Below are 15,119 nucleotides of genomic sequence, written 5' to 3' on the forward strand. Positions count from 1 at the left end.
CGGGCAGCAGAACAGACACCGTGCCGAGGGAAGAACTGGGCACATCAGGGCGTTTCAGCCCGTACAGGGAGGCGGCATGACAGAGACGGCGAGCGGCCCGGCGCGAGGTTCCCGCAAGGGCACCAAGGCGGCCAAGGGTCTGCGTATCGAGCGGGTCCACACCACCCCGGGTGTGCACCCGTACGACGAGGTGGCCTGGGAGCGCCGTGACGTCGTCATGACCAACTGGCGCGACGGCTCGGTCAACTTCGAGCAGCGTGGCGTCGAGTTCCCCGACTTCTGGTCGGTGAACGCGGTCAACATCGTCACCAGCAAGTACTTCCGCGGAGCGGTCGGCTCGCCGGTCCGGGAGTCGAGCCTGAAGCAGCTCATCGACCGGGTGGTGAAGACCTACCGCGCCTCCGGTGAGAAGAACGGATACTTCGCCTCCCCCGCGGACGCCGAGATCTTCGAACACGAGCTGGCGTACGCCCTGCTGCACCAGATCTTCAGCTTCAACTCGCCGGTGTGGTTCAACGTCGGGACCCAGCAGCCGCAGCAGGTCTCCGCGTGCTTCATCCTCTCCGTCGACGACTCCATGGAGTCGATCCTGGACTGGTACAAGGAAGAGGGGATGATCTTCAAGGGCGGCTCCGGCGCCGGCCTGAACCTCTCCCGCATCCGCTCCTCCAAGGAACTGCTGTCCTCCGGCGGCAACGCCTCCGGCCCGGTCTCCTTCATGCGCGGCGCGGACGCCTCCGCCGGCACCATCAAGTCCGGCGGCGCCACCCGCCGCGCGGCCAAGATGGTCGTGCTCGACGTCGACCACCCGGACGTCGAGGCCTTCATCGAGACCAAGGTGAAGGAAGAGGAGAAGGTCCGCGCGCTGCGCGACGCGGGCTTCGACATGGACCTGGGCGGCGACGACATCACGTCCGTCCAGTACCAGAACGCCAACAACTCCGTCCGGGTCAACGACGAGTTCATGAAGGCCGTCGAGGCCGGCGGGAAGTTCGGGCTCCGCGCCCGGATGACCGGCGAGGTCATCGAGGAGGTCGAGGCCAAGGGCCTGTTCCGCAAGATGGCCGAGGCCGCCTGGGCCTGCGCCGACCCCGGCATCCAGTACGACGACACCATCAACCACTGGCACACCTCGCCGGAGTCGGGCCGGATCACCGCCTCGAACCCGTGCAGCGAGTACATGCACCTGGACAACTCCTCGTGCAACCTCGCGTCGCTGAACCTGATGAAGTTCCTGCGCGACGACGACCAGGGCAACCAGTCCTTCGACGCCGAGCGCTTCGCGTCCGTCGTCGAGCTGGTCATCACGGCGATGGACATCTCCATCTGCTTCGCCGACTTCCCGACCGAGAAGATCGCCGAGACGACCCGCGCCTTCCGCCAGCTCGGCATCGGCTACGCCAACCTCGGCGCCCTGCTGATGGCGACCGGCCACGCGTACGACTCGGACGGCGGCCGCGCCCTCGCCGGTGCCATCACCTCCCTGATGACCGGCACCTCGTACAAGCGCTCCGCCGAGCTGGCGGCGGTCGTCGGCCCGTACGACGGCTACGCCCGCAACGCCGACGCGCACAAGCGCGTCATGAAGCAGCACTCCGACGCCAACGCCGCGGCCAAGCGGATGGACGACCTCGACACCCCGGTCTGGGCCGCGGCCACCGAGGCCTGGCAGGACGTCCTGCGGATCGGCGCGAAGAACGGCTTCCGCAACGCCCAGGCGTCCGTCCTCGCCCCGACGGGCACCATCGGCCTGATGATGGACTGCGACACCACCGGCGTCGAGCCGGACCTGGCGCTCGTCAAGTACAAGAAGCTGGTCGGCGGCGGGTCCATGCAGATCGTGAACAACACGGTCCCCAAGGCCCTCAAGCGGCTCGGCTACCAGCAGGAGCAGGTCGAGGCGATCGTCGCCCACATCGCCGAGCACGGCAACGTGATCGACGCCCCCGGCCTCAAGCCGCAGCACTACGAGGTCTTCGACTGCGCCATGGGGGAGCGGTCGATCTCGGCGATGGGGCACGTCCGGATGATGGCGGCGGCCCAGCCGTTCCTCTCCGGCGCCATCTCCAAGACCGTCAACGTCCCGGAGTCGGCCACCGTCGAGGAGATCGAGGAGGTCTACTTCGAGGGCTGGAAGCTCGGCCTGAAGGCGCTCGCGATCTACCGCGACAACTGCAAGGTGGGCCAGCCCCTCTCCACCAAGAAGTGGGAGGGCAAGGAGAAGGAGAAGGCGGAGGAGAAGCCGGAGCCGGTCGTCGAGTACCGCCCGGTCCGCAACCGGCTGCCGAAGGGACGTCCCGGCATCACCACCTCCTTCACCGTCGGTGGCGCCGAGGGCTACATGACCGCCAACTCCTACCCGGACGACGGCCTGGGCGAGGTCTTCCTGAAGATGTCCAAGCAGGGCTCGACCCTCGCGGGCATGATGGACGCCTTCTCGATCGCCGTCTCCGTCGGCCTGCAGTACGGCGTGCCGCTGGAGACCTACGTCTCGAAGTTCACCAACATGCGCTTCGAGCCGGCCGGCATGACGGACGACCCGGACGTGCGGATGGCGCAGTCGATCGTCGACTACATCTTCCGCCGGCTGGCGCTCGACTTCCTGCCGTTCGAGACCCGCTCGGCGCTCGGCATCCACTCCGCCGAGGAGCGCCAGCGCCACCTGGAGACGGGGTCGTACGAGCCGGCCGACGACGAACTCGACGTCGAGGGGCTCGCGCAGTCCGCTCCGCTCCGTGCGGAGCCCGGCCGCGCCGAGCAGCAGCAGGCGAAGCAGCCGGAGGTGGCGGCCGTGCCCGCCCCGAAGGAGGCGCACAACTCCACCGAGCTGATGGAGATGCAACTGGGCCTGAACGCCGACGCCCCGCTCTGCTTCTCCTGCGGCACGAAGATGCGCCGCGCGGGCAGCTGCTACCTCTGCGAGGGCTGCGGTTCGACCAGCGGCTGCAGCTGACCAGCCACGGGTGAGCGGGGGCCGGCGCCGTGCCGGTCCCCGCTTCCGTGTCCGTGGCGTCCGCCGTTCCGCGCGTGCTTCCCGCACCGGCGCGTGCGCCGCGTCCGCGGGCCCGCGGGTGGTGGCGTGCCCCGGGGGTGGCGGCGTACCGCGCGTGAACTGTCGCGTGCCACACCCGGGACGAGCGGGACCGCCCGGACCGGACCCGGACCGGGCCGAGCCGGACCCGGACCGGGCCGGGGTGGGACGAACCGCACCCGGACGCGGCGGCGTCGCGGGCGGTGCACGGGAGATCTTCAGGGGCGCACTCGGCGATCACGGGATCCCCCGGGGCCCCCGGGCCGTACGATGGCGCGGTGCTGGTCAAGTGGATTCGCTGCACCGTGGCAGACCGCCGTGGTTTTGAACGAGGGCAGCGGAAGTGGGCGGGGCTGCTCGGCGAGCCGGGATTCCGGGGGCAGGGCGGCGGGTGGAGCCGCAGCCGCCCCGGGGTCGCCCATCTCTTCGGCTTCTGGGAGAGCCGAGCCTTCTACGACTCCTTCATGGCACGCTCCCACGACCGTCTCGCCGCCGCGCAGGCCGGCACCTTCACCGATCCCCGCGTCCAGCTCTTCGAGCACCGGTTCGATGTCAAGGTAGGTTTCGAGCCGACGTTCACGGACGCGGACGTGGCCCGCGTCGCGCACTGCCGGATCCGGCCGGACCGCGTCGAGCACTACACGCTGATGCAGGAGAAGGTGTGGAACCCGGCGATGGCCGGGTCACCCGGGATGCTGCGCGGGCTGTTCGGCGAGGCGCCCGGGGACGAGTTCCTGGTGCTGTCCCTGTGGGAGTCGGCGGCCGAACACGGCAAGTACCGGACGGAACGGATCGAGCGGCTCGCGCTCCGCGCCCAGCTCGAGGCGGATGTGGCAGCGGTCACGGGCGACGTCGTCGATCTCGAGCCGTCCTGGACCGTCTGAGGAACCTACGCTGGGGGCATGGCACGGCCACGGCGCATCGTCCTCCTCCGGCACGGCGAATCGGAGGGCAACCACGACGACACGGTGTACGAACGCGAGCCCGACCACGCCCTGCGGCTCACCGACAAGGGCCTGCGGCAGGCCGAGGTGGCCGGGGACCGGCTGCGCGGCCTGTTCGGCGAGGAGCGGATCAGCGCCTACGTGTCCCCGTACCGGCGCACCCACCAGACGTTCCGGGCCCTCGGCCTCGACCCGGCACGGGTACGGGTGCGCGAGGAGCCGCGGTTGCGCGAGCAGGACTGGGGCAACTGGCAGGACGCCGAGGACGTACGCCTGCAGAAGCGGTACCGCGACGCCTACGGGCACTTCTTCTACCGCTTCGCGCAGGGCGAGTCGGGGGCCGACGTCTACGACCGGGTCGGCGCCTTCCTGGAGAGCCTGCACCGCAGCTTCGAGGCGCCGGACCACCCGCCCAACGTGCTGCTGGTGACGCACGGGCTGACCATGCGGCTGTTCTGCATGCGCTGGTTCCACTGGTCGGTCGCCGAGTTCGAGTGCCTGTGCAATCCGGGCAACGGGGAGAGCCGGACGCTGCTGCTCGGCGAGGACGGCAAGTACACCCTGGACCGGCCTTTCGAGCGATGGTGCACCCCGGAGTCGTACGGGGCCACCGGTTAGAGTGCTGAGACGATGACCGCTGACCCCGTCCTCGCGCGACGTCTCGCCCGCGCCCTCGCCAGCCTCCGCGGCCTGGCGGTGGGCGACGCGCTGGGCTCGCAGTTCTTCCTCCCCGCCAACCACCCCGCCCGGGAGCGCCGCGAGCTGCCGCCGGGCGTCTGGCGGTGGACCGACGACACCGAGATGGCCTGTTCCGTACTGGCCGTGCTGGTGGAACACGGCCGCGTCGATCAGGACGCGCTCGCGCGTTCCTTCGCCGGGCACCACGACCCGGACCGGGGTTACGGCGCCGGGGTCAGCCGGATGCTGCGGTCGGTCCGCGACGGGGTCGACTGGCGGGAACTCGCCTCCGCCCTCTTCGGCGGCCAGGGGTCCTGGGGCAATGGCGCCGCGATGCGCATCGCACCGCTGGGCGCCTGGTACGCGGACGACCCCGAGCAGGCGACCCACCAGGCGGAGATCTCCGCGTACACCACCCACCAGCACCGGGAGGCCGTGGCCGGGGCCATGGCGGTCGCCGCCGCGGCCGCACTGACAGCGGACCCGGAGCGGCGGCTCGGCCCCGAGGAGCTGCTGGACGCGGTGGTCGAACTGGTGCCGCGCAGCGCCGTGCAGGCGGGGCTGCGCCGAGCCCGGGGCATGCTCGACTACGGGGACGCGGCGACCGTCGCGGCCGTGCTCGGCTGCGGGCGCCGGACCAGCGCGCACGACACGGTGCCGTTCGCCCTCTGGGCCGCGGCGCGCAACCCCGGGGACTATCCGGAGGCCGTCTGGACCACCGCCCGGGCCGGCGGGGACGTGGACACCACCTGCGCGATCGCCGGGGGAGTGGTCGCGGCGGCGGAGGCGGGAGCGCCGCCCGCCGAGTGGCTGGAGCGCACCGAGCCGCTGCCGGAGTGGGCCCCGGGTTCCGCGGGCTGACGGCTGCCCCGGCCGCCGACGGGTCTTCGTGCCGGGCGTCCTGCTGTGCCGCCGCCTCGCCGGCCTGCGGTCCGGCCCCCGGGTTCAACGGCGGATGCGGCCGGCTCCGGGCCACGGCCCCGGCCGGGCCGCGGCCGCCGCCGTCTAGGGACGGCGGAACCTGCCCGGTGCCGTGCCGGCACCCGTCGCGCTCGGGGCGGCCATGCGGGCACGGAGCGGTGGCAGTACACGTCGACCGGGCCGACCGTCGGGGCGGCGGCCCGCCTCTGAGCAGGCGGTGGGCGCCGCTCGGGCGGTCGGGCGAGAGGAAAGGCTGAGCGCCTCCAGGCTGGTGGGCCGGCGTGGGCGGTTGGCGGGGTGTGGGCGGTCGGCGCGGCGTGGGCGGTTGGCCCGGAGTGGTTGGTGGGTCCGGCACAGGGGGGTGGGTCAGGCACAGGGGGCGGGCTTCCGGAAGTCGTGCCGCCGGTGTGTTGTGTCACGGTCATGACACAGCTGGGCCGGTATGACCGCCCCGGGCGCCCCCGCCGCCGCGGCCCCGCCTATCGTGTCGCCACACGCCGAGCCGATCTTGGGTGCGTGACACGAGACCGGGTTCCACCGAGCCGTCCCGCGGCCGGAACCGTGCCCGGCCGGACAGGGGGGACCTGTTGACCGAGAAACCGTACGCGCCGGTGACACCGGCGGACGAGGGGGATCCGGACACCGCTGAGCGCCCCGACGGGCCGGACGCGGTGCGGGGCCCCGGCGGGCCGGACGCCGCGAAGGGCCCCGGCGGGCCGGACGCCGCGCAGCGTCCGCACCGTCCCGCGCACCGTCCGGACGTGATCGAGACGCCCCCGCCGCCCGCCTGGGTGCTGGCGGTGAAGCCGGACCCGCCGGCCCCCGTGCGGCCCGGGACGCTCTGGGCGGCACTCGCCACCGGACTGCTGTGCGCCCTGTTCCTCGATGCCGGACTGGGCCTGAACCTGCTGTTCGTGGCCTTGCCGGCCGCCCTCGGCGCGGCCCTCGCGGCGACGGCGGCGGGCCGGCGTGCCCGGCCCTGGACGCTGGTGTGGGCGGGCGGCGGACTCGCCCTGCTCGTCGTCCCGGCGCTGCGCGACGCGGGCTGGCCGAGCTTCCTCGCGGTCACGGCCGCCCTCGGCCTCGGCTCCCTCGCGCTGCACGGCAGCCGCACCTGGCGCGGGGCGCTGCTCGGCTGCGTCGGCGTACTCGGAGCGGTGCTGCCGGGGCTCGGCTGGGGCTGGCAGGGCGTGCGGGACCGCGCGGCGGGCTCGCGTGAGCGCTGGGGACCGGTGGTCCGTACCGGCGGTGTCGCGGTCGGTCTGCTCGTCGTCTTCGGCGCGCTCTTCGCCGGTGCCGACGCGGCTTTCGCCGACCTGCTCGGCGGGCTGTCCCCGGACGTGTCGGTCGGCGACAGCCCGTTGCGGTTCTTCCTGTTCGTGCTGGGTGTGCTGGGTGCGCTGGCCGCCGCCCGGACGGCCGCCGCGCCGCTGCGCTGGGACCGGATCGAGTCGCGCCCGGGGCGTGCCCGCGGCCGGGTCGAGTGGGCCCTGCCGCTGGTGGTGCTGAACGCGCTGTTCGCGGTCTTCATCGCCGTCCAGCTGACCGTCCTCTTCGGCGGGTACGACAAGGTGCTCGACACCACCGGCCTCACCTATTCGGAGTACGCCCGGCAGGGCTTCTGGCAACTGCTCTGGGCCACGCTGCTGACCCTGGTGGTGATCGCCTTCGCGCAGCGCTGGGCGCCGCGCGGCACGCCGCGGGACCGCACGCTGGTCCGCTCCGTGCTCGGCACCCTCTGTGTGCTGACCCTCGTCGTCGTCGCCTCCGCCCTGCGGCGCATGGACCTCTACGTCGACGCCTACGGGCTGACCAGGCTGCGGCTGTCGGTGACGGCCGTCGAGCTGTGGCTCGGGCTGGTGCTCGTACTGATCATGATCGTGGGAGTGACCGGCGGCCGCTGGCTGCCGCGGGCCGTCGTGGTGAGCGCCGCGGCGGGTGTGCTGGTCTTCGGGCTGCTGTCCCCGGACGGTCTGGTGGCCGCCAAGAACGTCGAGCTGTACCGGGCGGCCCAGGAGAAGGCCGGGGAGGCCGGGGAGCAGGAGAGCGCCGCGGGCAGCGGCCGCACGGGGCAGGGGGCGGAGGAGATCGACCTCGACTACCTCCGGGAGCTGTCCGCGGACGCCGTTCCGGCGCTGGACCGGTTGCCCGAGCCGCAGCGCTCCTGCGCGCTGGGAAGCTTCGAACACGACCTGGCCGTCGGCGAACCGTGGTACGCCACCAGTCTGGGCGAGGCCCGGGCCCGCGACATCCTGGAGGAACGGCCGCTGCTGGGCGCCGAGGCCTGCGAGGAAGCGGGGCTGTACGGGTACATCCGCGAGGCCTACTGACGAGGCCTGCTGACCGCCCGGCGGGACCGGTCGGCCCGCGGCGCGGGCCGCCCGGACGCAGTGGTTGCCCGGACCTACCGGTCCCGGTTCCGCGCGCGGAACCGGCCCGCCTGTCGCCCGGCGGTCCCGGCGGCGTAACCTGGCTGACGCCATGCCGTACGAACCGCCCACCCACACCGTCGAACGCTCGCTCCGGGCCACCACCGGAGCCCGTATCGTCGCCGGTGTCGACGAGGTCGGGCGGGGCGCATGGGCCGGTCCCGTCACCGTCTGCGCCGCCGTCACCGGGCTGCGCCGCCCGCCGGAGGGGCTGACGGACTCCAAGCTGCTCGCCCCCAAGCGCCGTACGGAGCTGGCCGGGCTGCTGGAGGACTGGGTCACGGCGCACGCCCTGGGGCACGCCTCGCCGCAGGAGATCGACGACCTCGGGATGACCGCTGCGCTCCGGCTCGCGGCGGGCCGCGCCCTGGAGAGCCTGCCGGTCCGCCCGGACGCCGTCATCCTCGACGGCAAGCACGACTATCTCGGGCGGCCCTGGCGGGTGCGTACGGTCATCAAGGGCGACCAGTCCTGCGTCGCGGTGGCCGCGGCCTCCGTGATCGCCAAGGTGCGCCGGGACGCGATGATGGGAGAACTGGGCCGGGACTGCGCAGACTTCGCCTTCGCGGCGAACGCGGGCTATCCCTCGCCCGTCCACCGGGCGGCGCTCGCCGAGTTCGGGCCGACGCCCCACCACCGGGTCTCCTGGGCCTACATGGACGCGCTGCCCCGCTGGAAGCACCTCAAGAAGTCGCGGGTTGGGCTCCCCGGGGAACCCGAGGAAGACGGGGAGCAACTCGGCTTCGACTTCTGAGTGACCGACCGGTCCAACCTCCGCCCCCGCCGATGCGGTTCGCACCGGCGTTTGATAGACATCAGCCATGCCTCTCATCCCCGAGGAGCCTCAGATTCACGAGAGTGTCCCGGGTCCCCGCGCCACGCCGGCCGCCGGCCGCACCGCGCCGACCCCCCGTCCTGTCCCCGGTCCGGGCCCCCGTCCCGTCCCGAAGCGGCCGGGTCCCCCCGGTCCGTCCCGCGGCTCCGCGGCCCCGGCCCAGCGCGGCCCCCGCGACGCGTCGTCCGCCGGACCGGCCCCTTCCGCCGGATCCGCGGCGTCCGCCGGGCCGGCCCCGTCCGGGGGAACCGCCCGGGCGGCCGGCTCCGCGTCGCCGGGCCCGCAGGTCCAGCTGATTCCCGCCTCCGCTGAGGGAGCGCTCGACGCCGCCGAGGAGGCCGTCGACCTGCTCCTGGACTCCGGGCGCGCCCCGGGCGACGTCCTGGTGCTCACCACCGGCGAGCAGCACCCGTGGGCCGTGCACGAGCTGTCGTTCGGCGAGAACGCGTACTGGGCCCAGCACGACGCGCGCGAAGACATCTTCTACGCCGACGCCTCGGCGGCCGGACGCACGTCGGAACGCCCCGTCGTGGTCGTCGCCGTCAACGGCGGTGCCGACGACGCCGCGACGCGCGCTCTGCCGCAGGCCATGGCCAAGGCAGAGGCGCTGCTGATCGTCTGCGGCGACCCGAAGCGGATCAACTCCCTGGTCGGCGCCGGAGTCTGAGCGTTCCACCCGCTGCCCGGACCGCTGCTGCCGCCCGGACCGCTGCTGCCGCCCGGACCGCAGGTGCCCGGGCTGCCGCCGCTGCCGGGCCGCAGGTGTCGGGGCTGCCGCCGCTGCCGGGCCGCAGGTGTCGGGGCTGCCGCCGCTGCCGGGCCGTCGGTGCCCGCGCCGTCGCCGCCCTGACTGTCGCTGCCGGGACCGTCGCTGCCGGGGCCGTCGCCGGTCAGCGCGCGGCGGTGTGGCGCAGCGCCTCGGGCGCGCCCCCGCCGGTGCGCCGCGGCGGTACCGGAGCGCGTCCGTTCTCCGGCTCCCCGGGCTGGTTCTCCACCGGGGAGCCGGAGAACGGACGGCGGCCGCCGCGTCCCTCGCCCAGCACCTGCCAGCCCTCCGCGGTCAGCGTGATGTACGCGCCGCAGCGCAGCCCGTGCAGGGTGCAGGCGTCGCGCAGCCCCCACATCCAGGCGCCGTCCTCCTCGGTCCAGGCGCCGTTCCCGGTGCGGCAGTTGAGCAGCACAGCGGTACGGACCGGTGTCCGGCGCCGCAGGTCGTGCGGGACGATCCGGCGCAGCCGGGCCAGCAGGGCGTTGCGGAACACCCAGCCGTCGGCGCCGGTCTCCGGATGCCGGAAAGAGGCGCTGGCGACGACCCGCTGCTCCGCGTCCAGGACGGCGGCCACCGCGGTCGGCGGTACCGGCCGGTGCCGCTCGTGGAGCCCGGCGACGACGTCGCGGGGATCGCGCAGCAGCGGTATCCCCGCGGCAGCCCATTCGGCGGGCTCGAGCAAGCGGCCGGGACGGGAGGCGGAGTCGGCGGCCAGCGGCAGCGGTACGGCCGGTGGCGGGACGAAGCCGGAGGTCACAGTCCTCCCTTCAGATACGCGACGGCCCGACCGGCGGCAGCCGCATGCCGCACGGACCGGTGCGGGACGCGCACCGCCGGTGTGGCAGGGCCGGGCCGCTGGTGCGGCGGATGCGGGGTGAATTCAATTCTCGCTGGTGCGGGGTCCTTCGGCAATGAGCAATCGAAGCCGGGGTACGGAAGGAGACGGTCCGCACCAGGGACGGCCCCACGCCCGTCTGCTGCCCGCCTTGTGCCTGCCTCATGCTCGCCCCGCGAGGCCGCTTGGCGCCCGCCTCGCGCACCGCCGCTGGTCCTCGCCCAGCTCCCTCGCCCAGCTCCCGACCCGCGTCTGCTTCGTGCTCTGCCTGCGCCGCTTTGTGTCCGCCTGGCGCCGCCGCTCGGTGTCCGCGTGGCGCCGCCGCTTTGTGTCCGCGTGGCGCCGCCGGTGGTGCTTGCCTCGCGCTCGCCCTGCATCCGCCTCATGCTCGCCGGGCGTCCGTTCCGTGTCCGCCTTGTGCCGCTTGCTGCCTGCCTCGTGCACGCCCCGAATCTGCCTCCTGCTCGCCGCTCGCCGCTCGCCGCGCGTCGCCCCCCTTCCGTCCCGTGTCCGCCTTGTGTTCGCCCCGCTCTGCCCCGCTTCTGTCTCGTGTCGGCGTCGTGCTCGCCCCGCGTCCGTCCTGTGTCGGCCTTGCGTCCGCCCCGCGCCGCCTGGTGTTCGCCTCGCGCCCCCTCCGTGCTTGCGCCGCGCCACTTGGTGTCCGCCTCGTGCCGCCTCCGCCGGCCTGGCATCCGTCTTCGTGCGGCTTGGTCCTGCCTCGTGCACACCCCGCGCCACCCGGTGCCCGCTTGACGCCCACCCCTGGGCCGCCTCGTGTCTGCCCGTGCCGCCTGGTGTCCGAGTCGCGCTCGCCCGGTGCTCGCGTCGCGCCGCTTGGTGTTCGCCCCGTGCTCGCCTCGGGGCGGGGGCCGGGGGTGGTGCCGTGCGGGGCGGTGGTGGGCCGGTGAGGGGCCGGCGGACCGCCACGTGACCGACCGGCTGCGGGCCGACGAGCGGCCCGTGCCGGGCGAGCGGTGCCCGGCGGTGGCCCGTGCCGGGCGGCGGCCCGGTGGTGGCCTGTGCCGGCCGGGCGGCGGGCCAGAGGCGTCCTGTGTTGGTCGGGCGGCAGCCCGGCGGCGGGCGGTCGCCGGATACGGCCAACCCGCCGCCGTGGCCCGTCCCTTCTCACCCCTGCACGGCCAGGACCAGCGGAAACACCCCGCCCGCTCCGGCCCGGCGCAGAAGCCGCGCGGCCACCGCGAGGGTCCAGCCGGTGTCCGCCAAGTCGTCCACGAGCAGCACGGGCCCGCCGGCGGCCGCGAGCGACTCGGCGAGGGGAGCCGGCACCGTGAGCGCACCGTGCAGGGCCCGTACGCGCTGGGCGCTGTTGGAACGCGGAACGGGGTGACCGGTTCCGTCGCCGGTGTAGGAAACCGTGCCCAGGAAGGGCATCCTCCCGGTCGCGGCGATGTGTTCGCCGAGAGACCGGACGAGTCGGGGACGCGTGCGGGAGTCGACGGTCACCACGCCCACCGGCCGGGCCGGCGCGTCCTGCGCACCGGAGGCCCAGCCGCCGGGGCCCCGGGCCCAGTCGGCGAGAACGGTCACCACGGCATCGGCCACATCGGCCGGAACCGGGCCGTCCGCGCTCTGCGGTGACAGCAGCGGGCGGAGCCGGTTGCCCCAGCCGATGTCGGACAGCCGCCCCAGCGCCCGTCCGGGCGCGGCCTGTTCACCGGCCGGAATGCGGCCCTTGAGGTCGACGCCGACGGCTGCCAGACCCGTCGGCCACATCCGCCGCGGTTCGACCTCGGCGCCCGGGCGGCCCAGCTCACCGCGGGCCGCGTCGAGGGACGCGGGCGACACCTCGGCCGTGAAACGGGCGCCGGCGCAGTTGTCGCAGCGCCCGCACGGGGCGGCGGCCTCGTCGTCGAGCTGGCGGCGCAGGAACTCCATGCGGCAGCCGGAGGTGGCGGCGTAGTCACGCATGGCCTGCTGCTCCGCCTCGCGCTGCCGCGCGACCCAGGCGTAACGCTCGGCGTCGTAGGCCCAGGGCTGTCCGGTGGCGGTCCAGCCGCCCCGCACACGGCGGACGGCACCGTCCACGTCGAGGACCTTCAGCATCGTCTCCAGCCGGGACCGGCGCAGCTCGACCTGCGGCTCCAGGGCGGGCAGCGACAGCGGCCGGTCCGCCCGGCCGAGCACATCGAGCGTGCGGCGCACCTGCTCCTCCGGGGGAAAGGCCAGCGAGGCGAAATAGCGCCAGATCGCCTCGTCCTCCCGGCCGGGCAGCAGCAGCACCTCGGCGTGGTCCACTCCGCGCCCTGCCCGGCCGACCTGCTGGTAGTACGCGATCGGCGAGGAGGGAGAACCCAGGTGCACGACGAACCCGAGATCCGGCTTGTCGAAGCCCATGCCGAGCGCGGAGGTGGCCACCAGGGCCTTGACCCGGTTCGCCAGCAGATCCTCCTCGGCGGCGCGGCGGTCGGCGTCCTCGGTCTTGCCGGAGTACGAGGCGACGGTGTGCCCGCGCTGCCGGAGAAACGCCGTGACCTCTTCGGCGGCGGCCACCGTGAGGGTGTAGACGATTCCGGATCCCGGCAGCTCGTGGAGATGGTCGGCGAGCCAGGCCAGCCGGTGCGCGGCGTCGGGCAGCGGGAGCACTCCGAGGCTCAGGCTCTCCCGGTCGAGCGGGCCGCGCAGGACGAGAGCCTCCGCGGCGCTCTCGCCCGTGCCCAGCTGCTCCGCGACGTCCGCGGTGACGCGGGCGTTGGCGGTCGCCGTGGTGGCCAGCACGGGGACGCCGGGCGGGAGATCGGCCAGCATCGTGCGCAGCCGTCGGTAGTCGGGCCGGAAGTCGTGTCCCCAGTCGGAGATGCAGTGCGCCTCGTCGACGACCAGGAGGCCGGTGCTCGCGGCCAGCTTGGGCAGGACCTGGTCGCGGAAATCGGGGTTGTTGAGCCGTTCGGGGCTGACCAGGAGCACGTCGACCTCGCCGGCCGCCACCTCGGCCTGGACGGCGTCCCACTCCTCCGTGTTCGCCGAGTTGATGGTGCGCGCCCGGATCCCGGCCCGCTCGGCGGCACCGACCTGGTTCCGCATGAGGGCGAGCAGCGGGGAGACGATCACGGTGGGCCCGCTGCCGGCGGCGCGGAGCAGCGCGGTCGCCACGAAGTACACCGCCGACTTGCCCCAGCCGGTGCGCTGCACCACCAGCGCCCGGCGGCGGTCGGCGACCAGTGCCTCGATGGCACGCCACTGGTCCTCGCGGAGCCGGGCGTTGCCGGAGGGGTCACCGACGAGGCGGGCGAGCACGGCGTCGGCCGAGGCGCGGAGATCTTCGTTGCTCATGCCCCCATGCAACCCGATGCCTCGGACATCGCGCGACCGGCGGTGCCGGCCTGTGGACAGTCGTATCCACAGAGTTAGTAGGACAATATGTCTTAGTTATCCACAGGGGTGGTGGAATGGGATCGCCGGCCGACACCCTCGGGGCATGACGAACCACACCGACCCATCGGGCCACATCGACCCTCCCGGCCGCGCCGACCCCTCCGGCCGCGCAGAACCGTGCGAGCCGTTCGGGCCGCTCGCCGAGCAGCAGGTCACGCTGCGCAGCCCCGCCGAACTGGCGGACGCGCTTCCCTATCTGCTGGGTTTCCATCCCGACGACAGCATCGTCCTCGTCGCCGTGCACGGTGATCGCGGCCGCTTCGGCGGACGGCTCCGGCTGGGTATCCCCGGCGACCCGGACGACTGGCTCGAAGTGTCCGCACGGCTCGCCGAATGCCTGGTGCGCGGCAGCGAGAAGCGTGGCGGCCGGCCGGACGGCATCATCGTCTTCCTCTGCCGGGACCCGGCGGGGAGCGAGTCGGCCCAGGCCGTCATGGAACGGCTCCGGCCCCTGGCCCAGCGGCTGCGCCTCGCCTGCGGAGGACTCGACGTCCCGGTGCTGGAGGCGCTGTGCCTCTCCGGCGGACGCTTCTGGTCCTACGTCTGCCCGGACGTGAGGTGCTGTCCGCAGGAGGGCACTCCGCTCGGCCCGCCCGGCACCTCGGTGATGGCGGCCGCGGCGACGGCCGCCGGTATTCAAGTACGCGGTTCGCTGCGCGAGATGGAGGCCAGGCTCGCGCCTCTCACCACGGCCGAGGCGCCGCGGCAGGAGGCCGCGTTCGACGCCGCGGCGATGGAGCTCGTGCCGCGCATGCTCGGCGACACCGACCGGGAGACGGTACGGGAGGAGACGATCTCCCTCGCCGGGACGCTGATCGGCCGGCTCGGAGCCGCCCGTCCCGACCCCGACCGGCGGAAGGCCGACGCGCGGGACGACGCCCTGCTCGCGCACGACGAGGCCGCCGCCGTGATCCTCGGCCTGCAGGACCGGACGACGCGCGACCGCGCCGCGGAATGGATGGAAGGACCCGAAGCGGATCCCGCGTTGCGGCTCTGGCGCGCCCTGTCCCGCCGCTGCGTCGGCGCCTACGCGGACCATGCCGTCGCCCCGCTCACCCTGGCGGGCTGGGTGGCCTGGTCGACCGGCGACGAGCCGGGCGCCCGGTCGGCGCTGGGGCGTGCCCTGGACACCGATCCGGAGTATGTGTTCGCCCGGCTGCTGCACCAAGGGGCGAACGAAGGGCTCGACCCGGAACTGCTGCGCCGCTGTCTGCGGCAGGAGCGCGCCGAGCGTATCGCCGCGCGGGCGGACGGGTCTCCCCGGCGGCAGTCCGCCGGCCGCGG

The 15,119-nt window shown here is 74.0% G+C and carries 10 protein-coding genes; 8 read left to right on the forward strand and 2 right to left on the reverse strand.

Annotated elements, in window-relative coordinates; translation table 11 throughout:
- Positions 1-76: 76 nt before the first annotated feature.
- The 7 genes from GCU69_RS31300 (at position 77) to GCU69_RS33325 (ending at position 9,505) form a co-directional block, all read left to right on the forward strand.
- Complete coding sequence (locus GCU69_RS31300; protein WP_098749909.1) at positions 77-2,953, forward strand: vitamin B12-dependent ribonucleotide reductase; 2,877 nt, start codon at positions 77-79, stop codon at positions 2,951-2,953.
- A gap of 356 nt (positions 2,954-3,309) precedes the next feature.
- Positions 3,310-3,915, forward strand: coding sequence for a YdbC family protein (locus tag GCU69_RS31305; RefSeq protein ID WP_098749910.1), 606 nt, complete (start codon positions 3,310-3,312; stop codon positions 3,913-3,915).
- Between the two features lie 18 nt (positions 3,916-3,933).
- Positions 3,934-4,593 (forward strand): histidine phosphatase family protein, encoded by a 660-nt coding sequence (locus tag GCU69_RS31310; protein WP_156207882.1) that lies wholly within the window; start codon positions 3,934-3,936, stop codon positions 4,591-4,593.
- Between the two features lie 12 nt (positions 4,594-4,605).
- A complete protein-coding gene (locus GCU69_RS31315; protein WP_156207883.1) occupies positions 4,606-5,514 on the forward strand; it encodes an ADP-ribosylglycohydrolase family protein in 909 nt (302 codons plus the stop codon).
- A 647-nt stretch (positions 5,515-6,161) separates the two neighbouring features.
- Positions 6,162-7,904: a DUF4153 domain-containing protein gene (locus GCU69_RS31320; RefSeq protein WP_328630028.1), complete on the forward strand. Its 1,743-nt coding sequence runs from the start codon at positions 6,162-6,164 to the stop codon at positions 7,902-7,904.
- A 151-nt stretch (positions 7,905-8,055) separates the two neighbouring features.
- A complete protein-coding gene (locus GCU69_RS31325) occupies positions 8,056-8,757 on the forward strand; it encodes a ribonuclease HII (RefSeq protein WP_156207885.1) in 702 nt (233 codons plus the stop codon).
- Between the two features lie 67 nt (positions 8,758-8,824).
- Positions 8,825-9,505 (forward strand): hypothetical protein, encoded by a 681-nt coding sequence (locus tag GCU69_RS33325; protein WP_170315986.1) that lies wholly within the window; start codon positions 8,825-8,827, stop codon positions 9,503-9,505.
- 223 nt (positions 9,506-9,728) lie between these two features.
- Here the strand turns inward: GCU69_RS33325 and GCU69_RS31340 are convergent, their stop codons facing one another.
- Positions 9,729-10,364 carry a hypothetical protein gene (locus GCU69_RS31340; RefSeq protein WP_156207888.1) on the reverse strand — a complete coding sequence of 212 codons (636 nt, stop codon included), beginning with the start codon at positions 10,362-10,364 and terminating at the stop codon, positions 9,729-9,731.
- A 1,203-nt stretch (positions 10,365-11,567) separates the two neighbouring features.
- Positions 11,568-13,733, reverse strand: coding sequence for a RecQ family ATP-dependent DNA helicase (locus GCU69_RS31345; RefSeq protein ID WP_156207889.1), 2,166 nt, complete (start codon positions 13,731-13,733; stop codon positions 11,568-11,570).
- Between the two features lie 145 nt (positions 13,734-13,878).
- Between GCU69_RS31345 and GCU69_RS31350 the strand changes: the two genes are divergently transcribed.
- Positions 13,879-15,119, forward strand: a 1,241-nt coding sequence (locus GCU69_RS31350) for a DUF4192 domain-containing protein (protein WP_156207890.1), incomplete at its 3' end; no start/stop codon positions are given.

Source organism: Streptomyces lycii, from assembly GCF_009735685.1.
In the GTDB taxonomy this organism is placed as follows: Bacteria; Actinomycetota; Actinomycetes; order Streptomycetales; family Streptomycetaceae; genus Streptomyces; species Streptomyces lycii.